Genomic DNA, 17865 nt, shown 5'->3' with positions numbered 1-17865 from the left:
TCGGGCGTGGACCGATGGGGAGAACACGCCCGACGTCGAGTGGTTGCTTAGGCGGTTACCGTCTGGGGAGTTTTGCTGGCGGCTTCTTCGGCCAGCCGGCGCTCACGCTTGCCCCAGGTTTCCTTGGTGACCAGGGCGGCCCAGAGACCGATCGCTCCGTAGATGCTGAAGAGGGCTGCGGGGCCCATCCAGCCGAAGCTGACGAACAGCAGGGTGGTGATGAACGGGGTGAACCCGGAGACCATGGCGGAGATCTGGTAGGCGAGGGATGCGCCGGAGGAGCGGGTCTTGGCTTGGAACAGCTCGGGGAACCAGGCACCCTGGGCGCCGGCGAGCGAGTTCTGGCATACGGCGTAGGCGATCACGATGGTGGCGATGATGAAGATGAACATGCCGGTGTTGACCAGGAGGAACATCGGGATGCCGAAGGCCACGGCGAAGGCCGTTGACCAGATGTACACGGGACGGCGGCCTACCTTGTCGGTCAGCTTGCCCCAGGCGTAGGTGGCGAAGATGCCGATGGCGGCTGCGATGCAGAGGGCCACCAGGGTCTGGGTCTTGTCGGCCAGCTTGGTGCTGTGGAGGTAGGAGATCATGTACGTCACGGAAACGGCGTAGCCGGCGGTTTCGGCGATGCGGAGGCCGATGCCACGGACGATGTTGCGCCAGTCGGTCTTGATGACCTCGACGATCGGGGACTTAACAATGTCGCCCTTGGTCTTGACGTCTTCGAAGACCGGGGACTCGGGCACCTTGGAACGGATGATGAGTCCTACGGCGACCAGCAGGATGCTGGCGAGGAACGGTACGCGCCAGGCCCATTCGCTGCCGAGGCCGACGCTGAAGAGGAAGACGAGGTTTGCCAGCAGCAGTCCTACGGGGAAGCCTGCCTGCACGATGCCGGTGAACTGGCCCTTCTTCTTCCACGGTGCGTGCTCGTAGCTCATCAGGATGGCACCGCCCCATTCGGCGCCGAATGCCAGGCCCTGGATGATGCGCACGATCACGAGCAGTGCGGGAGCCAGCAGGCCGACCTGCTGATAGGTCGGGAGGAGGCCAATAGCGAAGGTCGCCAGGCCCATCAGGATGAGGGAGGCAACGAGGACGGGCTTACGGCCAAGCTTGTCGCCGAGGTGGCCGCCAATGATGCCGCCCAAAGGACGGGCAGCGAAGCCAACACCGAGTGTCGCGAAGGACGCCAACGTACCGGTCACCGGATCGGCGCCCGGGAAGAATGCCGTACCAAAGTACAGTGCGGCAGCGGTGCCGAACCCGATGAAGTCGTAGGTTTCGATGACTGCGCCGACGCCCGAACCGACGGCGACTCGCTTGGCTTCCTTGGTTCCATGAACCGGACCACGCATGGTCAGAGCATCATTGCTCATTGCTTATTCCCTTTCGAAGAGTGGGCTGCATTCCGCAACACCACTGTCGACAGTCAACATAATACGTCAACTGTGACCGACGCCACCAGCAATGTCAACAGTCAACTTCGAGGGTTGACTGTTAACAGTTAACTCCTATAACGTGGTCCGCATCACTAAAGGCTCTCTCCGACGAGAGCCGCAACCTGAGGATCAACGACGATGTTCCATCAAAGACTGGGCTGTTCTTCCATCAGCTTCCGGCACCAGGACCTGGCAACAGCCCTGCCCACCATGAGCGGCCTCGGCTTTGAAGAGATCGACCTCGGAGCACTCCCCGGCGTCTGCGACCACGTGCCCTACGTGCTGGACGCCGAGGCAGTGGAGGCGGTTGCCGCCGTCGTGCGTGAGTCCGGACTGCGTGTCCGCAGCGTCAACGGCGACGTCGGGGACCTGAATACAACGCTCGACGCCGACGCCCGGCTGGAGCGCGAACGCCACCTTGAGATGCTGCTCAGCCTCGCTGCCAAAACCGGGGCGAAAGCACTGGTCCTGCCGTGCGGTGCGATCGACCACGAACCCGTGGGCAGCCTCGAAGGAGACATCGAAACGGTTGGCGCCCAACTCATCCACGCGTCCGAACGGGCCAAAGAGTTCGGCGTAGAACTGTGGACCGAATCCCTGCACTACTTCCGGCTGTGCTGGAACACAGAGCGGGCCCAGCTCCTTGCCGACCAGCTCACCGGTTCAAACGTCGGAATCGTCATGGACTTCAGCCACATCGTGGCCTCCGGGGGCAACCCGGTGGACTTCGTCGAACGGTTTGGCGACCGCATCACCCACGTGCACCTGCGCGATGCGGTGCCCGCCACCGAAACCGGGCCCGGGAACATCAACCTCAGCATCGGCAACGGCCAGGCGGACTTCGCAGCCGGTTTCTCCGCCCTGCGGGACATCGGCTACACGGGCCACTTCTCCCTGGAACTCGAAACCCGCGACGTCACCCATGACGAGCGGCCCGCTGCCGCAGCCAAGGCCGGCAGCTTCATCACAGACCTCATCCAGAACCCCCTGCACACCATTCAAGGAGCATCATGACCACCATCCAGCGCACCGCAGTCCTCACCGGAGCCACATCCGAGCGTGGAATCGGCCTCACCACAGCCCGCCGCTACGCCGCCCAGGGCTGGGGAGTCGTCATCCTCGACCTCGACGGCGAGAAGTCGGCGAAAGTCGCTGCCGAGATCGGCAACGAATTCAACGTCCCCGCGTTCGGTTACGAAATCAACGTGGCCGACGAAGCCTCCGTTGCCAGGGCCCAGGCTGCCGTCGCGGCTGAAGTGTCGGCCGGAAACCTCCCGGTGGTCGGCGCTCTGGCGAACATCGCCGGCATCACCTCGCCCGTTCCGTTCCTCGAAACCACCCTTGAGCTGTGGCATAAGGTCATGGACGTCAACGCCACTGGCACCTACCTGGTGACCAAGGCATTCCTCCCGGACATGATCGCCAACGGCTGGGGTCGCATCGTGAACATGTCATCCGTTTCCGCCCAGCGTGGTGGGGGCGTGTTCGGCAAGGTTCCCTACTCCGCAGCCAAGGCAGCCATCCTCGGCTTCACCAAAGCCCTGGCCCGTGAAATCGGCGAAACCGGCGTGACCGTTAACGCCATCACCCCCGGCGCGGTGGACACGAACATCCGCGTAGGCAGCACCCAGGAGCAGGAAGACGCCATCAACGCCGGCATCCCGCTGGGCCGCAACGCCACCACCGAGGAAGTTGCCGCCGTCATCACGTTCCTGTCCTCCGAGGATTCCGCGTACCTCACCGGCACCACCATCGACATCAACGGCGGCAGCCACATTCACTAGTCGCCCGCATTTCCGAGGAACACCAGGACCCACCATGACCAGAATCTTCAACGATCCCGCCGACTTCGCCGATGAAGCCCTCGCCGGCTTCTGCGACGCCCACTCGGACCTCGTACGCCAGGTAGAGGGTGGCGCCGTTCGCCGCAACCGGCCCTCCGCTCCCAAGGTGGCAGTTATTACGGGCGGCGGTTCGGGGCATTACCCCGCGTTCGCCGGCATCATCGGCCCGGGCTTTGCTGACGGGGCCGTGGTGGGAAACATCTTCACCTCACCGTCCACCCAACAGGCCTACTCCGTGGCAAAGGCCGCGAACTCGGGTGCCGGCGTCGTCTTCACCTATGGCAACTATGCCGGCGACGTCCTCAACTTCGGCATGGCCAGCGAACGGTTGAATGCCGAGGGAATCCGGGCGGAAAACGTACTGGTCACGGACGACATCGCCAGCGCCCCACTGTCCGAGGTCGAAAAGCGCCGTGGCATTGCCGGGGACTTCGTGGTCTTCAAGGTCATGGGTGCAGCCGCCGAAGCCGGGCTGGACCTGGATTCGGTGGTGCGCTTGGGACGCAAGGCCAATGACCGCACCCGCACCATCGGAACGGCGTTCAGCGGCTGCACCTTCCCGGGAGCGGAGCAACCCCTCTTCCGCCTTCCCGAAGGTCACATGGGCCTGGGCCTGGGCATCCACGGCGAACCGGGACTGTTCGATACTGAACTGCCTACCGCCGTCGAACTTGGCCACGAACTGGTGCGACGCGTCCTGGCGGAAGCGCCCGCAGCCGTGCCCGGACGTGTTGCCGTCATCCTCAACGGGCTTGGCTCCACCAAGAACGAGGAACTGTTTGTCCTGTGGCGCACGGTTGCCCCGCTCCTCCGCGAAGCGGGATACACCCTGGTCATGCCCGAGGTCGGAGAACTGGTGACCAGCCTGGACATGGCGGGTGTTTCCTTGACGCTGACGTGGCTGGACGAGGAACTGGAGGAGTACTGGACGGCTCCTGCCCTGACTCCCGCCTATCGCCGGGGTTCGGTTGGGTTCGATGTCACCGCGGCAGGCGACGCTGCAGAAGAAGTCGTTGCCTCGGACTCCGCCAACTACTTCTCCACAGAGGAATCGCGGGCCTACGCCGGCAGGTGCCTTGCCGCGCTGGAAACCACTGCGGAGCTGCTCCGCGAATCGGAGGCGATGCTCGGAGACATGGACGCGATCGCCGGCGATGGTGACCACGGCCGCGGCATGGTCCGTGGATCCGCCGCCGCCCTCGAGGCTGCTGCCGCCGCTTACTCGGCCGGTGCCGGGGCGGGCTCCGTGCTGATCGCCGGCGGCGACGCGTGGGCTGACAAAGCCGGCGGAACGTCGGGTGTCCTCTGGGGTGCCGGGCTGCGCGCCTTTGGCGAGCGGCTGGGCGACGCGGAAAGCCCGACGGCGGACCTCCTCGCAGACGCTGTGCGCGCTTTCGCCGACCGCATCACCGGCCTGGGCAAAGCCGAAATTGGCGACAAGACCATGGTGGACTCCCTGCTGCCGTTTGCTTCATCCTTCACTCACGCCGTGACTGCAGGATCCCCCGCAGAGGAGGCGTGGGCTGCCGCGGCTGCAACAGCAACGTCGGCAGCAGCCGCCACCGCTGATCTTCGCCCGCTCAAAGGCCGCGCCCGTCCCCTCGCCGAGAAGAGCATCGGCACCCCCGACCCCGGGGCGACGTCGCTCGCCATGGTGTTCACCGCCGTCGGACCCCACTTCACGGCAGTTCCCGTAGCTGCAGCCACCAACTAGGAGAGTAACCATGCGCATCATCGTGGGCGCCGACGAAGCCGGCGTTGACTACAAGGACCGGATCCTCGCGGATCTGGAGGCAGACCACCGGATCACCGAAGTGATTGACATCGGAGTGAACCGTGCCGATGCGGACTTCACCAGGCCGTACCCGTACGTGGGCATCGCGGCAGGCGAAATGATCCGCGACGGCAAGGCTGATCGCGCCATCCTCTTCTGCGGTACCGGCATCGGCGTGGCCATCGCCGCCAACAAGGTGCCCGGCATCCGTGCCACCGCGGCCCACGATTCGTTTTCCGTGGAGCGCTCCATCCTCTCCAACGACTGCCAGGTCCTCACCATGGGACAGCGCGTGGTGGGCGTGGAACTCGCCCGGCGGCTGGCCAAAGAGTGGGTCGGCTACGCCTTCGATCCCGCGTCCGCTTCCGCGGAGAAGGTGAAAGTCCTCAGCGACTTCGAAGGCTGCTAGCTGTCTCGGAGGATCTGCGGCCCTGCACTCTTGACGCTGGGCAGCGTCGGCATTCTTGAGATTTTCTTCCACGGCAATCAACGCTTCCACCTGATCTTACTGATCCAACCGGACGACGTGAGGGCCGTCAGGATGTGGGCCATGAACGTAGGTGCCTACAACTTTGCCTTCGCATTTGGATTGGCCGTGGGTTTGTTGATGGTGAACACAGGCAACGCGGCTGGTGGAACGTCAATCGTCCTTTTTTGCTGCGCAAGCCACGTGTTCCTGAGCTTTTGGCTCTGGGTGACGGAGAAACGCTTGTGGACGAGTGCGATAGGACAGGCCCTCATCCCCGGATTGGCAATCGTGTTCTATCTCTTACTGGGCTGAAGCCCAACTACACTGGCGTCCATGTCTTGCCGAATCAGCGAACTGGTCCTGAACTGCAAAGATCCCGAACTGCTCGCCAAGTTCTGGTGTGACGTGCTCGGATACGTCGAACTCGACAGGGATGAGGGCTCGATTGAGATCGGGCCATCCGATGCCGGCTTCGGCGGCCTGCAGCCCACCATCATCCTGAGCCCCAGCAGCAACCCGCGGACGGGCCGCCTGCCGCTCCACATCGATGTAAATCCCGTGGACCGGGACCAAGCTGCTGAGCTGGAGCGCCTGCTTGCCCTCGGAGCCCGGCCAGCCGACGTCGGGCAAACGGGCGAGGAACAATGGCATGTGCTGCAAGACCCCGAAGGCAACGAGTTCTGCCTGCTGCGGAAGCAGCTTGAGGACGCTGCCTAGCGGGTGCTAGAAACCGCCGCCTCCGCCGGAATCGCCGGCCATGTTGGCGAACCGGGAGTAGTGGCCCTGGAATGCCACGACGATGTCCTTGGTAGGGCCGTTACGGTGTTTGGCGATCAGGATGTCCGCTTCACCTGCGCGGGGGGACTCCTTGTCGTAGACATCCTCACGGTGGAGGAGGATGACCATGTCCGCGTCCTGCTCGATAGAGCCGGATTCACGGAGGTCGGAAACCATGGGCCGCTTGTCCTGACGCTGTTCTGAACCACGGTTCAGCTGCGAGAGGGCGATCACGGGGACCTGGAGTTCCTTGGCGAGCAGCTTCAGCGCACGCGAGAACTCGGACACTTCCTGCTGGCGGGACTCGACCTTCTTGCCCGAGCTCATCAGCTGCAGGTAGTCGAGCACCACGAGCTTCAGGTCATGTTGCTGCTTGAGGCGGCGGCACTTGGCCCGGATTTCCATGAGGGACATATTGGGGCTGTCGTCGATGAACAGGGGCGCATCATTCATCCGGCCCATGGTGGTGGCGATCTTGGACCATTGCTCGTCCTTGATGGTCCCCTTGCGGAGATCCTGGAGGCTGATGGTGGCCTCCGCGGAGAGCAAGCGCATGGCGATCTCGTTCCGGCCCATTTCCAAGGAGAACATCACAGTGGCCATGTTGTTCTTGATGGCTGCCGAACGGGCGAAGTCCAGCGCAAACGTGGACTTACCAACGGCGGGGCGTGCTGCAATCACGATCATCTGACCCGGGTGGAGGCCGTGGGTGAGTTCGTCCAGTTCATAGAAGCCGGTGGGAACACCCACCATGCCCTCTCCACGGTGCCCGGACGCCTCGATCTCGTCCACCGTGGACTCCAAGACGTCTTTCAACGCCACGTAGTCTTCAGCCGTACGCTTTTCAGCAACAGCGTAGACCTCGGCCTGGGCCTGGTTGACGAGGTCTTCGACCTCTCCGTCCTGCCCGTAGCCCATTTGCACGATCTTGGTTCCGGCATTGACCAAGCGGCGCAGGACAGCACGTTCTGCGACGATTTCCGCGTAGTAGCCGGCGTTTGCGGCGGTGGGGACAGTCTGGATCAGTTCATGGAGATAGGCCGGCCCGCCGATCCTGTTGATCTCGCCGCGTTTGGTCAGTTCGTCCGAGACGGTCACTGCGTCAGCGGGTTCTCCGCGTCCGTACAGGTCAATGATGGATTCGTAGATGGTCTCGTGCGCCGGGCGGTAAAAATCGTGCCCGCGAACGATCTCCACGACGTCGGCAATGGCGTCCTTGGAGAGCATCATGCCACCGAGGACTGATTGTTCAGCCGCGATGTCCTGCGGAGGTTTGCGGCTCGAATCCGAAGCCCGGGTGCCCTCGAGTGAGTCCAAGTGCGTTACTGACAAAGCCGTCCTCCATATGTGTACCGCTGCAGAGATTCCGTCCCTCGGCGGTGCGTAAAGCGCGGGTGGACCTGGAATGGATAACCCTGGCATCCGGACCAGCCGAGTGCTCCTGTTATATCGTCCGGGACCGACATTCTTAGGGCCGTCCCCGTTACCCACAACTTATCCACAGAAGTATCCCCAAGCTGATTTGCGCGCCGTCGGCTGAGGATATTCGGGAGGGTTATTTCCATCCTGAAACAGGTACCTGAGCCACGTTATCCGCGCTCACCGGAAGCACAAAGCCCGCCGTCTTGCACATCTGTGGATAACCTGTGGAATAAGTCCTGCTGGTTGTGCACAGACTGTGTGCGAACCTGTGGATATGAAAATACTTTTTGCAGAAAACTGCGTCTGACGTGGGAAAACGTTCATCACAGCTTGTGGAGCAAAAGTTTTTTTGGTGGATAACCATCCACAAATACATTCACAGGGAGGGAAGCCCATCACGCCTCGACGAGGCACAAACATGCCCAGAATGTGATGCATCCAACAAGTTCATGCCGCATTTGACACTTCCCTCTCGGAAGCTTATGCCGCTCATGGAATGTGCTGTGGATAACCTCAATCTGGCATAAGCTCTAAGCATGGGGAACGACCTTGGCGACCTGCTCCTGACAGCCCTCCCTTTGGTGATCCTTATTGGCCTGTTATGGGCCGTGTCCACGGCGCTTCGGCCCCGTGATACCGGGGTGTCCGAGGCGGAGCGCTACCAACGTGAACTGGCTTCACGCTCCGCCGCGCACCAAGCCTCGCAAATCCAGGCGGCACTGGCCCAGCGGGCACGCATAGAAGCTTCCGCGCAGCCCAGCCAGAACCGTTCCCACACTTCGCGCCCGGCCCCTGGCCAGCAGTCCCCGAATTCCCCTGCCCGGGGTCAGCAACCCGCAATACTTCCCAACGGCCAGCTCAACCCACAGTTGGCATTCGAGCTCCAAAACCTTGTCCGCAGCGGCCAAAAGATCCAAGCCATCAAGGTACTGCGGCAGGCAACCCACTCAGATCTCATGACCGCCAAGAACTACATAGATCGGCTCTGATAAACGCCATGGATTCGCTTCTCATCCCGCTCGTGATCCTCATTGCGGTCATTGCGGGCGTGCTGCTGCTCATTCGCTCCTACACCAAGCGATCTGCCGAGACCCGTGCCGACGCCGCGGCCCTGAACGTGCCCAAGGATGCAGTCACCCTCGCCAAGGAGTCGGCAGCCAAACTAAACGAGGAACAGCACCGTCGCCTGTACTCCCTCATAGCGCAGGGCCAAGGGATGGCGGCCATCAAGCTCTACTTGCAGGCCACTGGAGAAGGCCTGCGGGCCTCCCGCGACGCCGTCGGAGCCCTCGCCGCCCATCCCCAGCCCTACCGGCCGGAAGCTCCCGCCAAGGACCTGCTGGCGGACGATGACGATGAGCCCGAGCGGTTCCCCTACCGGTACCGGGCAATCGTCAGCAAGGGCGATGTGACCCGCGAGGTGAGCAGCAATATGCTCAATGACGAGATCTACGGGCGGATCAGGACTCTCGCCAAAAGCGGGGACGTGGAGGGCGCAGCGCTGGCCCTGACCCGCCACTCGGACATCACCATCAAGCAGGCGCGCGAATTCATCGAGCTGTTGGACGACTAGAAGTCGAACAGGTCTCCGAGCCAGCCTTCCTTCTTCTTCCGCTTGCGGCCATAGTCATCGCGACGGTCGTAGTCCCGCCGATCAGCGTCCCTCCGCTCATAGTCCCGGCGGCCACCCCGGTCGTCGTACCGCGGCTGCCCGGGCCTCGATTCGAACGGGTTGTAGAGCGGTGGAGGGGCTATGGGAGGTTGGCTTGGAACGTGCGGCGCCGGAGCGGGTGCGGGGTCGGCGGCCACCCGATCGATGATTTTGTCCAACTCACCGCGGTCCAGCCACACACCCCTGCATTGCGGGCAGTAATCAATCTCAACCCCGCTGCGTTCGCTCATCACCAGGTCTACAGAATCCACAGGACATTTCATGCCTTCCCCAACGACCCGGCACGGCGATTAGTTCGGCTATCGCGCAGCAGAGATTCCTGCCAGCAATTGCTCGAACGGCAACGACTCCAAGGCGGGCGACTTCCGCCCGGGCTGGGGGCCGCTCAGCAGTTGCACGAGCTCACCGGCCGCCCGGTCTACGCGCGCGGAAAGCGGTGAGCCGCCGTCGTCACTACCCCAGTCCTGGGGCCCGGCGAAGATGGCAGTCGCCGTCATCCTGGTCCGCAGGTAGCTGAAAAGCGGCCGCATGGCGTGGTCGAGGACCATCTGGTGGCGGTCGGTGCCGCCCGTGGCGCCAATGAGGACCGCCTTGCCGTCCAGCGACTTGGGATCCAGGACGTCGATGAAGGACTTGAAGAGGCCGCTGTACGAGGCGCTGAAAACGGGGCTGACGGCGATGATGCCGTCGGAGTCTTCGACGCCGGCAATCACCTCCGCGAGGCGGGGAGCTGCGTATCCGGTGACGAAGTTGTTGGCGATGTCCACCGCCAAGTCCCTTAGTTCAACGATGTCGATCTTCACTTGGTACCCGGCTGCCTGCAGCTGCCGTTCCGTGGAGGCAGCCAATTGGTCGGCCAGCAGACGGCTCGAAGACGGCACGCCGAGCCCTGCTGAAAGGACGGTTATGCGGCGGGTTTCCATGGCGTTCTCCTGTTGCTCGATTCAACTCAGTTTACATGCATATGCATCTATGTGGTTGAACCGGACGAACACCGGAAGTATTCCCGGCCGCTTCTATGGGCGCGGCTGCACGTGAGTGGCCAGGAAGCCCATGGTCCTGTCCTTGGCGTCCTTGGCCTCGGAGAAGTTCAACTGGAACTGGTACTCATGGGGAAGTGCGGGAGTGTGGTCGGCCGGCCAGAAAAGCTCGGTCACGGGAACTCCGGCTGCTTTCAAACGATTGCTGTAGGGAACGGATTGCAGCCAGGTCAGCCCATCCCCGTTGCCGCCGCTGATGAACGTAGGGGGCAGGTCTCCCGTAACGAATTCGATGGTGGACATGGTTGCCCCGGCGTAGGTGGCGGACCAATCCTTGGTGCCCGTGTAGGACCACAAAGACGTCTTGAGACCCCACTCCACCAGACCGTTGAGCTTGCTCATGGCGTCCAGATCGTAAACACCGCAGTGAAGAATGGTGGCAGCCAGATCCTCCTTGCGCAACGCCGGCTCCACACCGAGCAGGTTGGCGTAGGCAGGATTGACCGTCAGGGTGGCCATTTGGCTGGCCAGCTGTGCACCCGCAGAGTCCCCTGCCAGGACGATGCGGCCCGGATCCACGTTCAGTTCAGCGGCATGAGCCTTGATGTAAGCCAGTGCGTCGTTGATTTCATGAACCGCTGTGGGATACGTGGCCTCGGGCGCGATCGTGTAGCCCACGCCGATGGTTGTGTAGCCTTCGGCGGCGAGAATCCGAAGATAGGGCTCAACGTTGGCTTGGGTTCCGGAAATCCAGGCACCACCATGAATCCAGACGATCGTCGGCAGTCCGCCTGCAGCTCCTTCGGGACTAAAGGCGTCGAAGGAGAGGCCCGGCTTGTAGACAACATTGGCGCGTGTCTGCAGCCCGGCTTGCGGGACGTAAGGAGTCATTTCCGCAACGGTGTCCTGGGCCCCGCGCTCGAAGACCCCACGGATCACCATCGCCGATGGCCACGGGGTGGCAGAAAGGGCCAGGAGTACAGCCAACACAAGCACGACGGCGAGCTCCAGCTTCCGGATTCTCCGTGGACGCCTGCGCCTGCCCGGCTCACTCTCCGGCTTGGGAGGCCCTGCACTGGCCGCTGCCGGTACGCTGGCTTCTGCCGCTTCCGATGACCCCATGACCCCATCCCCCCGACTGTGCACCGTCCGTGTGCGCACCTGCGGACCATGCTAGGACGGAAGAGGCCCTTGGCGAAGGATCTTGCCGAAAAGACTACCTTTGCCGCCCAGCCCCGCCGACTGCCATCAGTTCCAGTCGTCGCAGGGTCTCGTTGTTCCTAACGTCGATCACAGGGTCCCGCAGGACTTTGGGAACCAACTTGCCGGGACCTCGCACTGCGTCCTCGGAGATGGAGACGCGGCATTCGTCCGGACCGGCCTCTTCCACCGTGATCAGCACCTTGGCCTCACCCATCGGCCATCCACGGGCAAGGAGCTCAAGGGAGCGTCCGGTCTGGACCGCAGCCACGCTGGTGCTGTCATCGATCAGGAAAGGCCAGACGCCAACGGAGTGATGAAGCTTCGCACCGGCCTGGGGCCACTGATCATCCACAGCGCGGATCCGTGAGGCACCCACCACCCAGCCAGGGTAAAGCCAGCCGTCGGCGATCACATTCCAGACGTCGGCTGCTGAAGACTTGAAGGGCCGGGTAACAGTGGACATGACTTCCTTTCCGGTGGCGCACCAGCATTGGAAATTAAGCTAAGCATGCTTACGAAGCTATCGCCAGAGGAACCCGAACAGGTTTCGCAAGGCCAGGCCTAAACTGATCGCATGGCCCGGCAGCGGCGTTCATGGTTGGCACTCATTTTGTTGCTGTGTGCCGCGGGGGCGGTCTCTTCCTGCCAGCCCGCGGCTCCTGAAACAAGGACCAGTGAGCCAGAAGCGGGGATCGTGGTGGACATCAACCAGTCCCGCGACCAGTACGGAAAGCAAGCCATCCTCATCCAACTGACCAACACCTCCGGCTCGCCCGTCACGGTCAGCGGCGTGGACCTCCGCTCAGGCTTGTTCCAGCAGGACATCACATGGAGGCCGGAGAACGGGCCACTGGAACTACCGCCGAACCAGCCCAAGAGCCTCCCCGCCAGCCTTCCGGAGCCACGCTGCGGGAGCCAAGCGGGCGACCCCCCGGTAACCACAATCGGATACGCCGGCGGCACCGATCAGCAACGCCACATCAGCACCGGAGCCAACGACCCCTTCGGCGTCCTGCAGCGCAACTCAGACGAGCTCTGCCTCGCCAAATACGTTGAGGCGGTGGCAGCCATCGCCTTGGACCCGGAACTGGACGTGGCTCCCGACGGAAGAACCGCCGTCGTGCGCCTGGTTGTCACCCCAACCAAGAACGCTTCCCATAACCAGACCCTGGTTATCGAATCGATCGGTGGCACCACGTTACTGGCGGAGCAGCCGTCGGACCCGTGGCCCCGCGATGTCATTATTACGGCCGCAGCGGACGCCCGGGTGCTGTCCCTGCGCGTACGCCCTGCCCGCTGCGACCCCCATGCCGTCGCTGAAGACAAGGTGGGAACACTGGTTCCGTTGAATGTGGCCATCGGCAACCGTCAGGGAGCCCTGAAGGTGCCGGCTCCTGCCGATCTGCGCGGACGCATCCATGACTTTGTCACCGCTGCCTGCAGCGCAGGCTGAACTCAGCCGATGGTGGGCAGCGCCGCTGGTGCGCTCTCCACGCGGACCTTGATCCCGGCTTCCACGTTCTTTACTTCCCCGTCCATTTGGTACGGCAAGGGCTTCAGCGTGGTGAATTCGTAGCTGCTGACGCTCGGCTGATCGCCCAGGCCCTGGGTGGTGGCCCGCAAAGCGTTCAAGACCACCCGCCATTTGGGCATGTGGGGGAAGAAGATGACCTCAAACTTGCCGTCACGGGGCGTCTCCTCCGCCTCGCTGAGGGTGGCGTACTTTGCCATTTCGGGGATATTCGCAAAAACGAGGCTGTCCACCTTCTGGCGCTTGCCGTTGTCCAGCCGGATTTCGAACGGCTTGAACTCCGAGAACGTCTTGATTACGGACACCATCTCCGTCAGGGCGCCCTTGCTTCCCTTTTCCAACTCCGTCGCCACAACCGGGGTCAGGCCGAACCCGATGTACGAGTGGGCGTACTCCAGCGGCTCATTCTCTTTCTGGCCCGTGTGGATCCGGAGCAGGTCGATGTTGTGGACGTTGCCCTCTGCGATGGCTTCCTCCAAGGGCTTGGTTCCAACCGTCCGCCGGTGGTCGTTCGCGTTGCCGGCAGCCATGACTGCGGCCACTGCCTTGGGGTTCTCCGCCTGCATCACACCGTTGACAACCTCGTTGTAGCCACCGTCGCCGCTGACCGAGACCACCAGGACGTCGCCACCCTTACCGGCGGCTTCGCGGGCCAGATCGACCGCGTGCCCCGCGTGCTGGGTTGGTTCAAGGATGATCTCCGGCGAGTACGGCAGCATCTTGATGAGCTTCCCGTGCAGCTCTTCCGCAAGCTCAGGGGCATTCCCCGTGCTGTTGGGGTTGAAGATGATGACGATCGACTCAAATGTCCGTGCGGAACCCATGCGTTCTCCTTTAGTTACCCAGGCCTATAACAGTACTGTCCCCTGGATGCAGGTAGTCGAATCACCGCCCACCCAGACCTGGTCCCCTTCAGCCTTGACGTGGATGCGCCCTGCCCTCCCCAGCACGGTGCCTTGGGCGGCCACGTATGCCTCCGGCGCACGCCCGCTCCCTATCAGCCATTGAGCTGCCCCCGCGTTGAAGCTACCCGTCACCGGGTCCTCGATCATGGCGTCGCCCGGGAAAAACGTACGAACCTCGAAATCCACGTCGGAGCCTGTCGGATACGGCCCGATGACGCCCACCTTCAAGTCCCCCAAGGCAAGCATGTCCGGTTCCAGGCCAAGGACCTGGTCAGCGGATTCGAGCAGGACGCCAATCCACGCCGGCCCATTCACCAGCCACGAAGCATCGAGGATGTCATTTTCCGAAAGTCGAAGACCCGCGGCCAATTGCTTCCGTACGCTGTCCTCCACCGGACCAAACCGGGTCAGTGGCGGGGCCGCGAAAGCCAGCCGTCCGCCGTCGTGCTTGACGCGTACCAAACCTGCTCCGCACTCCTGGACCACGACGCCGGCAGACTTGGGCACTCCCCCTGCCTGCAGCCACGTGTGAGCTGAGCCAAGCGTGGGGTGTCCCGCGAACGGAAACTCCTCGCTGCCGGTGAAGATACGCACCCTGTAGTCCGCGTCCGGATGTGTGGGCGGCAGCAGGAAGGTGGTTTCGGACAGATTGGTCCAGTTGGCGAATCGCTGCATCGTCCCGCTGTCGAGCCCTTCGGCATCAACGACGACGGCGAGCGGGTTGCCGAAATAGGGACGGTCGGAGAAGACGTCAACTTGGTGGAATGGGCGGTTTCGGGGGGAAAGTGGGCTCACCGGTGCAGGCTATCACTGGTGCTGGTGAGCCTGTGGGCCGTCTGCCACACTACCTTCATGGCAGAGAACAAGACGCAGCCCACCCAAGTGCCCGTTGAGGAATTCCTTAATGCCGTGGAGCACCCGGTCCGGCGTGCGGACGGCTTTGAATTACTGAACATGATGCGCGGGATCACCGGCCAGGAAGCCGTGATGTGGGGTCCGTCGATCGTAGGTTTCGGGCAGTACCACTACAAGTACCAGAGCGGCCGTGAAGGCGATGCTGCAGCCGTGGGGTTCTCACCGCGCAAAGCCAACCTGGCCCTCTATGGACTGACGATGAGTCCGGAGGCGGACCGCTTGCTTCCCGAACTGGGTAAGCACAAAACCGGCGCATCGTGCTTGTACGTCAACAGGTTGGACGATGTGGACAGGGATGTGCTGGCCGAGCTGATCCGCACCGGCTACAACCACACCATGACGGAGATCCATAGGCCCTGACCCCGCGCCCGTGCCCCCGCGAGCTGGCAGTTAATGGCAGTCCAGGGCACCAACATTGTCATCAATTGCCAACTCGGGGGATGCAAAAGGACCCCGCTCCCGGAATCCGGGGGCGGGGTCCTTCAGGCGTAGTCAGGGACTACTTGCCGGCAACGACCTCAAGGTCGATGACAGCGGAAACATCCTCGTGCAGGCGAACGTTGGCCTGGTACGAACCGACAGACTTGATGTGGTTCGGCAGTTCAACGTTGCGCTTGTCGATGGCGCCGAGGCCGGCAGCCTCAACAGCAGCAGCGACGTCAGCAGGCTTGACGGTGCCGAAGAGACGACCGGACTGACCGGCCTTCACCTCGAGCTTGACCTTCTTGGAGGACAGTGCCTGGGCCTGCGCCTGTGCAGCTTCAACAGTTGCGTGGGCACGGGCAGCACGTGCTGCCTTGATGGTCTCAACCTGCTTCTCGCCACCACGGGTCCAGGTCAGAGCGAAACCGCGGGGCAGAAGGTAGTTACGTGCGTAACCGTTCTTCACCTCGACAACGTCGCCAGCAGCACCGAGACCGGTTACTTCGTGGGTCAGAATGAGCTTTGCCATGTTAGTTAATCCCTTCCCTTAGCCGCGGCCAGCGCCGGAGTAGGGCAGCAGAGCAACTTCGCGGGCGTTCTTGATTGCCTGGGCGATCTTGCGCTGTTCCTGAACGGTAACGCCAGTGACGCGACGAGCGCGGATCTTTCCGCGGTCGGAGATGAACTTGCGCAGCAATGCTACGTCCTTGTAGTCGATGACAGTGATGTCAGCGGCCTTCAAGGGGTTGGACTTTGGTTTGGGCTTACGGAGTTCAGCCTTAGCCATCGTGGAGCTCCTTTTCTATGGAGCCCGTGGATATTGATCCACGGGATGGTGGTGTTTTTTTGTTTAGAAGGGAGGTTCGGAGTCCGGGCCGTTGCCCCAGCCACCAGCGTTGCTGACGCCGGGCGTAGCCCAAGGGTCATCCTGCTGTGCGGGCTGGTTGCCGCCCCAGTTTCCACCGGAGTTACCGCCCTGGTTTCCACCAGCGGGGCCACCTCCGAAGCCACCTGCGTTGCCGCCACCGAAGCCACCCTGGCCACCGTTGCCGGCGCCGAACCCGCCGCCGGAGCGCTGGGTGCGGTTGACTTTGGCATTCGCGTAACGCAAGCTCGGGCCGATCTCGTCGACCTCAAGCTCAATAACGGTGCGCTTCTCGCCTTCTTTGGTTTCGTAAGAACGGCTCTTCAAACGGCCGGAAACAATGACGCGGGTTCCCTTTGTGAGGGACTCGGCAACGTTCTCGGCTGCTTCCCGCCATACGGACGCGCGGAGGAACAGGGTTTCCCCGTCCTTCCATTCGTTCGACTGGCGGTCAAAGGTCCGGGGAGTAGAAGCGATGGTGAAGTTCGCTACTGCTGAGCCAGACGGGGTGAACCGCAGCTCCGGATCATTGGTGAGATTACCGATGACCGTAATAGTGGTTTCGCCTGCCATCTACTGCCTCCTTGTTCGTTCCTGCGGGGTAAAGATCTGGAAGGGGCTGATTACTCAGCAACAACCTTCTGGTCTTCGGGGCGGATGATCTTGGTGCGCATGATCGTCTCGTTCAGAGACAGCTGGCGATCAAGTTCCTTGGCGGTAGCAGGCTCAGCGGTGAAGTTCACCACTGCGTAGATACCTTCGGACTTCTTCTTGATGTCGTATGCCAGGCGACGACGGCCCCAGATGTCAACCTTTTCGATGGTTCCACCATCGGTGGTGATGACATTCAGGAACTTCTGAAGCGACGGCTCTACGGTACGCTCTTCGACCTCGGGGTCGATGATTACCATCAATTCGTAAGGACGCATATGTGAACCCACCTCCTTTGGGCTAAGCGGTTACGGTATTTCCGTAACAGGAGGTTCATTTGCGATTGCTGTGCCTCGCTCCCCCGCCAAAGATTCGGAAGGAGGGCGCAGCACAGACTTCAATATCCTAGTGCATCTCCTGCATCCAAAGCTATTCGGCGGTGTGTCGTGGCCGAAAGCGCCGGGAAGGCCTATGTGGATAAGGGGCAATGAATACTTGAACCATGACCATCCTCAAGTCCACAGTCCTCTTCGTCCTGGCCGCGGCAGCCGAAATCGGGGGCGCTTGGCTCATTTGGCAGGCAGTCCGGGAGGGCAAGGCATGGTGGTGGGCCGGGCTGGGAGTCGTTGCCTTGGGAATCTATGGTTTCTTCGCGGCGTTCCAGCCCGACGCCCATTTCGGAAGGGTTCTCGCGGCGTACGGGGGCGTTTTTATAGCTGGCTCACTTGCCTGGGGCATGCTGGTTGACGGATTCCGCCCGGACCGCTGGGACATCATTGGAGCCGTCATCTGCATAGTGGGCGTCGGCGTCATCATGTTCGCGCCGCGCACGGGCGCGTGACCGGCGGGCGCCTTACCGGCTTACCGGCTGGAACATGGCAGCCTAAACATGTGAGCCCTGGAAGATCATTGACCTTCCAGGGCTCATTGTGTGCGCGGAGGGGGACTTGAACCCCCACCCCCTTTCGAGGACTAGCACCTCAAGC

23 protein-coding genes are annotated in these 17865 nt (G+C 62.4%); 11 read left to right on the top strand and 12 right to left on the bottom strand.

Annotation, left to right across the window (positions count from 1 at the left end; genetic code table 11):
• Positions 1 to 47: 47 nt before the first annotated feature.
• A complete protein-coding gene (locus OCL88_RS15305) occupies positions 48 to 1385 on the bottom strand; it encodes an MFS transporter (protein ID WP_201433892.1) in 1338 nt (445 codons plus the stop codon).
• Positions 1386 to 1586: 201 nt separating this feature from the next.
• Between OCL88_RS15305 and OCL88_RS15300 the strand changes: the two genes are divergently transcribed.
• From OCL88_RS15300 to OCL88_RS15275, 6 genes are read left to right on the top strand one after another with little or no spacing between them, the layout of a single operon-like run.
• Entirely contained in the window at positions 1587 to 2462 is an 876-nt protein-coding gene (locus tag OCL88_RS15300) for a sugar phosphate isomerase/epimerase family protein (protein WP_264963048.1), read from the top strand.
• Positions 2459 to 3232 (top strand): SDR family NAD(P)-dependent oxidoreductase, encoded by a 774-nt coding sequence (locus OCL88_RS15295; protein WP_062098854.1) that lies wholly within the window; start codon positions 2459 to 2461, stop codon positions 3230 to 3232. The genes OCL88_RS15300 and OCL88_RS15295 overlap by 4 nt, the downstream gene beginning before the upstream one ends.
• A 34-nt stretch (positions 3233 to 3266) precedes the next feature.
• Positions 3267 to 5006: a dihydroxyacetone kinase family protein gene (locus OCL88_RS15290; protein WP_264963047.1), complete on the top strand. Its 1740-nt coding sequence runs from the start codon at positions 3267 to 3269 to the stop codon at positions 5004 to 5006.
• Positions 5007 to 5016: 10 nt separating this feature from the next.
• Positions 5017 to 5475, top strand: coding sequence for a ribose-5-phosphate isomerase (locus tag OCL88_RS15285; protein ID WP_264963046.1), 459 nt, complete (start codon positions 5017 to 5019; stop codon positions 5473 to 5475).
• 30 nt (positions 5476 to 5505) lie between these two features.
• Positions 5506 to 5847, top strand: coding sequence for a DUF1304 domain-containing protein (locus OCL88_RS15280; protein WP_264963045.1), 342 nt, complete (start codon positions 5506 to 5508; stop codon positions 5845 to 5847).
• A gap of 21 nt (positions 5848 to 5868) precedes the next feature.
• The gene (locus OCL88_RS15275) at positions 5869 to 6252 is read left to right on the top strand and encodes a VOC family protein (RefSeq protein ID WP_264963044.1); all 384 of its coding nucleotides are present in this window, start codon (positions 5869 to 5871) and stop codon (positions 6250 to 6252) included.
• A 6-nt stretch (positions 6253 to 6258) separates the two neighbouring features.
• Here OCL88_RS15275 and dnaB read toward each other — a convergent pair whose 3' ends face one another.
• Complete coding sequence (gene dnaB / locus OCL88_RS15270) at positions 6259 to 7644, bottom strand: replicative DNA helicase (protein ID WP_031216797.1); 1386 nt, start codon at positions 7642 to 7644, stop codon at positions 6259 to 6261.
• A gap of 626 nt (positions 7645 to 8270) precedes the next feature.
• On the opposite strand from dnaB, the gene OCL88_RS15265 reads away from it, so the two are divergent.
• The gene (locus OCL88_RS15265) at positions 8271 to 8723 is read left to right on the top strand and encodes a hypothetical protein (RefSeq protein ID WP_264963043.1); all 453 of its coding nucleotides are present in this window, start codon (positions 8271 to 8273) and stop codon (positions 8721 to 8723) included.
• Between the two features lie 8 nt (positions 8724 to 8731).
• Complete coding sequence (locus tag OCL88_RS15260; RefSeq protein WP_021473313.1) at positions 8732 to 9307, top strand: hypothetical protein; 576 nt, start codon at positions 8732 to 8734, stop codon at positions 9305 to 9307.
• Here the strand turns inward: OCL88_RS15260 and OCL88_RS15255 are convergent.
• The 4 genes from OCL88_RS15255 to OCL88_RS15240 form a co-directional block, all read right to left on the bottom strand.
• Complete coding sequence (locus OCL88_RS15255; RefSeq protein ID WP_236593392.1) at positions 9304 to 9657, bottom strand: zf-TFIIB domain-containing protein; 354 nt, start codon at positions 9655 to 9657, stop codon at positions 9304 to 9306. The two genes, OCL88_RS15260 and OCL88_RS15255, sit on opposite strands and share 4 nt — an antisense overlap.
• A 48-nt stretch (positions 9658 to 9705) precedes the next feature.
• Positions 9706 to 10329, bottom strand: coding sequence for an FMN reductase (locus OCL88_RS15250; RefSeq protein WP_264963042.1), 624 nt, complete (start codon positions 10327 to 10329; stop codon positions 9706 to 9708).
• A 93-nt stretch (positions 10330 to 10422) separates the two neighbouring features.
• Positions 10423 to 11508 carry an alpha/beta hydrolase gene (locus OCL88_RS15245; protein WP_264963041.1) on the bottom strand — a complete coding sequence of 362 codons (1086 nt, stop codon included), beginning with the start codon at positions 11506 to 11508 and terminating at the stop codon, positions 10423 to 10425.
• 94 nt (positions 11509 to 11602) lie between these two features.
• The gene (locus OCL88_RS15240) at positions 11603 to 12052 is read right to left on the bottom strand and encodes an SRPBCC family protein (RefSeq protein ID WP_264963040.1); all 450 of its coding nucleotides are present in this window, start codon (positions 12050 to 12052) and stop codon (positions 11603 to 11605) included.
• A gap of 111 nt (positions 12053 to 12163) precedes the next feature.
• Between OCL88_RS15240 and OCL88_RS15235 the strand changes: the two genes are divergently transcribed.
• On the top strand, positions 12164 to 13042 hold the full coding sequence (locus OCL88_RS15235; RefSeq protein ID WP_205679889.1) for a hypothetical protein: 879 nt from the start codon (positions 12164 to 12166) through the stop codon (positions 13040 to 13042).
• A gap of 2 nt (positions 13043 to 13044) precedes the next feature.
• Here the strand turns inward: OCL88_RS15235 and OCL88_RS15230 are convergent, their stop codons facing one another.
• On the bottom strand, positions 13045 to 13944 hold the full coding sequence (locus tag OCL88_RS15230) for a diacylglycerol/lipid kinase family protein (RefSeq protein WP_193592443.1): 900 nt from the start codon (positions 13942 to 13944) through the stop codon (positions 13045 to 13047).
• A gap of 24 nt (positions 13945 to 13968) precedes the next feature.
• Entirely contained in the window at positions 13969 to 14820 is an 852-nt protein-coding gene (locus OCL88_RS15225) for a PhzF family phenazine biosynthesis protein (RefSeq protein WP_264963039.1), read from the bottom strand.
• 57 nt (positions 14821 to 14877) lie between these two features.
• On the opposite strand from OCL88_RS15225, the gene OCL88_RS15220 reads away from it, so the two are divergent.
• Positions 14878 to 15300 carry a DUF1801 domain-containing protein gene (locus OCL88_RS15220; protein WP_264963038.1) on the top strand — a complete coding sequence of 141 codons (423 nt, stop codon included), beginning with the start codon at positions 14878 to 14880 and terminating at the stop codon, positions 15298 to 15300.
• 139 nt (positions 15301 to 15439) lie between these two features.
• On the opposite strand, the gene rplI is transcribed toward OCL88_RS15220, so the two are convergent.
• The 4 genes from rplI to rpsF all read right to left on the bottom strand — a co-directional run bounded on the left by rplI (position 15440) and on the right by rpsF (position 17157).
• Positions 15440 to 15892, bottom strand: a complete 453-nt coding sequence (gene rplI, locus OCL88_RS15215) for a 50S ribosomal protein L9 (protein ID WP_166186219.1) — start codon at positions 15890 to 15892, stop codon at positions 15440 to 15442.
• A gap of 18 nt (positions 15893 to 15910) precedes the next feature.
• On the bottom strand, positions 15911 to 16150 hold the full coding sequence (gene rpsR / locus OCL88_RS15210) for a 30S ribosomal protein S18 (protein ID WP_003800144.1): 240 nt from the start codon (positions 16148 to 16150) through the stop codon (positions 15911 to 15913).
• Positions 16151 to 16213: 63 nt separating this feature from the next.
• Positions 16214 to 16801: a single-stranded DNA-binding protein gene (locus OCL88_RS15205; protein WP_021473323.1), complete on the bottom strand. Its 588-nt coding sequence runs from the start codon at positions 16799 to 16801 to the stop codon at positions 16214 to 16216.
• A gap of 50 nt (positions 16802 to 16851) precedes the next feature.
• Positions 16852 to 17157 (bottom strand): 30S ribosomal protein S6, encoded by a 306-nt coding sequence (gene rpsF, locus OCL88_RS15200; RefSeq protein ID WP_021473324.1) that lies wholly within the window; start codon positions 17155 to 17157, stop codon positions 16852 to 16854.
• 224 nt (positions 17158 to 17381) lie between these two features.
• Between rpsF and OCL88_RS15195 the strand changes: the two genes are divergently transcribed.
• The gene (locus tag OCL88_RS15195; protein WP_021473325.1) at positions 17382 to 17720 is read left to right on the top strand and encodes a YnfA family protein; all 339 of its coding nucleotides are present in this window, start codon (positions 17382 to 17384) and stop codon (positions 17718 to 17720) included.
• Positions 17721 to 17865 lie beyond the last annotated feature (145 nt).

The organism is Paenarthrobacter sp. PAE-2 (assembly GCF_026013155.1).
GTDB classification, from domain to species: Bacteria; Actinomycetota; Actinomycetes; order Actinomycetales; family Micrococcaceae; genus Arthrobacter; species Arthrobacter ureafaciens.
This window is presented reverse-complemented; position numbering and strand designations above follow the sequence as displayed.

What these genes read in the sequence shown, in the direction of transcription:
- OCL88_RS15305 (WP_201433892.1), bottom strand. Translation starts at nt 1,385, where the DNA reads ATGAGCAATGATGCTCTGACCATGCGTGGTCCGGTTCATGGAACCAAG.
- OCL88_RS15300 (WP_264963048.1), top strand. Translation starts at nt 1,587, where the DNA reads ATGTTCCATCAAAGACTGGGCTGTTCTTCCATCAGCTTCCGGCACCAG.
- OCL88_RS15295 (WP_062098854.1), top strand. Translation starts at nt 2,459, where the DNA reads ATGACCACCATCCAGCGCACCGCAGTCCTCACCGGAGCCACATCCGAG.
- OCL88_RS15290 (WP_264963047.1), top strand. Translation starts at nt 3,267, where the DNA reads ATGACCAGAATCTTCAACGATCCCGCCGACTTCGCCGATGAAGCCCTC.
- OCL88_RS15285 (WP_264963046.1), top strand. Translation starts at nt 5,017, where the DNA reads ATGCGCATCATCGTGGGCGCCGACGAAGCCGGCGTTGACTACAAGGAC.
- OCL88_RS15275 (WP_264963044.1), top strand. Translation starts at nt 5,869, where the DNA reads ATGTCTTGCCGAATCAGCGAACTGGTCCTGAACTGCAAAGATCCCGAA.
- OCL88_RS15265 (WP_264963043.1), top strand. Translation starts at nt 8,271, where the DNA reads ATGGGGAACGACCTTGGCGACCTGCTCCTGACAGCCCTCCCTTTGGTG.
- OCL88_RS15260 (WP_021473313.1), top strand. Translation starts at nt 8,732, where the DNA reads ATGGATTCGCTTCTCATCCCGCTCGTGATCCTCATTGCGGTCATTGCG.
- OCL88_RS15250 (WP_264963042.1), bottom strand. Translation starts at nt 10,329, where the DNA reads ATGGAAACCCGCCGCATAACCGTCCTTTCAGCAGGGCTCGGCGTGCCG.
- OCL88_RS15245 (WP_264963041.1), bottom strand. Translation starts at nt 11,508, where the DNA reads ATGGGGTCATCGGAAGCGGCAGAAGCCAGCGTACCGGCAGCGGCCAGT.
- OCL88_RS15240 (WP_264963040.1), bottom strand. Translation starts at nt 12,052, where the DNA reads ATGTCCACTGTTACCCGGCCCTTCAAGTCTTCAGCAGCCGACGTCTGG.
- OCL88_RS15235 (WP_205679889.1), top strand. Translation starts at nt 12,164, where the DNA reads ATGGCCCGGCAGCGGCGTTCATGGTTGGCACTCATTTTGTTGCTGTGT.
- OCL88_RS15230 (WP_193592443.1), bottom strand. Translation starts at nt 13,944, where the DNA reads ATGGGTTCCGCACGGACATTTGAGTCGATCGTCATCATCTTCAACCCC.
- OCL88_RS15220 (WP_264963038.1), top strand. Translation starts at nt 14,878, where the DNA reads ATGGCAGAGAACAAGACGCAGCCCACCCAAGTGCCCGTTGAGGAATTC.
- rplI (WP_166186219.1), bottom strand. Translation starts at nt 15,892, where the DNA reads ATGGCAAAGCTCATTCTGACCCACGAAGTAACCGGTCTCGGTGCTGCT.
- rpsR (WP_003800144.1), bottom strand. Translation starts at nt 16,150, where the DNA reads ATGGCTAAGGCTGAACTCCGTAAGCCCAAACCAAAGTCCAACCCCTTG.
- OCL88_RS15205 (WP_021473323.1), bottom strand. Translation starts at nt 16,801, where the DNA reads ATGGCAGGCGAAACCACTATTACGGTCATCGGTAATCTCACCAATGAT.
- rpsF (WP_021473324.1), bottom strand. Translation starts at nt 17,157, where the DNA reads ATGCGTCCTTACGAATTGATGGTAATCATCGACCCCGAGGTCGAAGAG.
- OCL88_RS15195 (WP_021473325.1), top strand. Translation starts at nt 17,382, where the DNA reads ATGACCATCCTCAAGTCCACAGTCCTCTTCGTCCTGGCCGCGGCAGCC.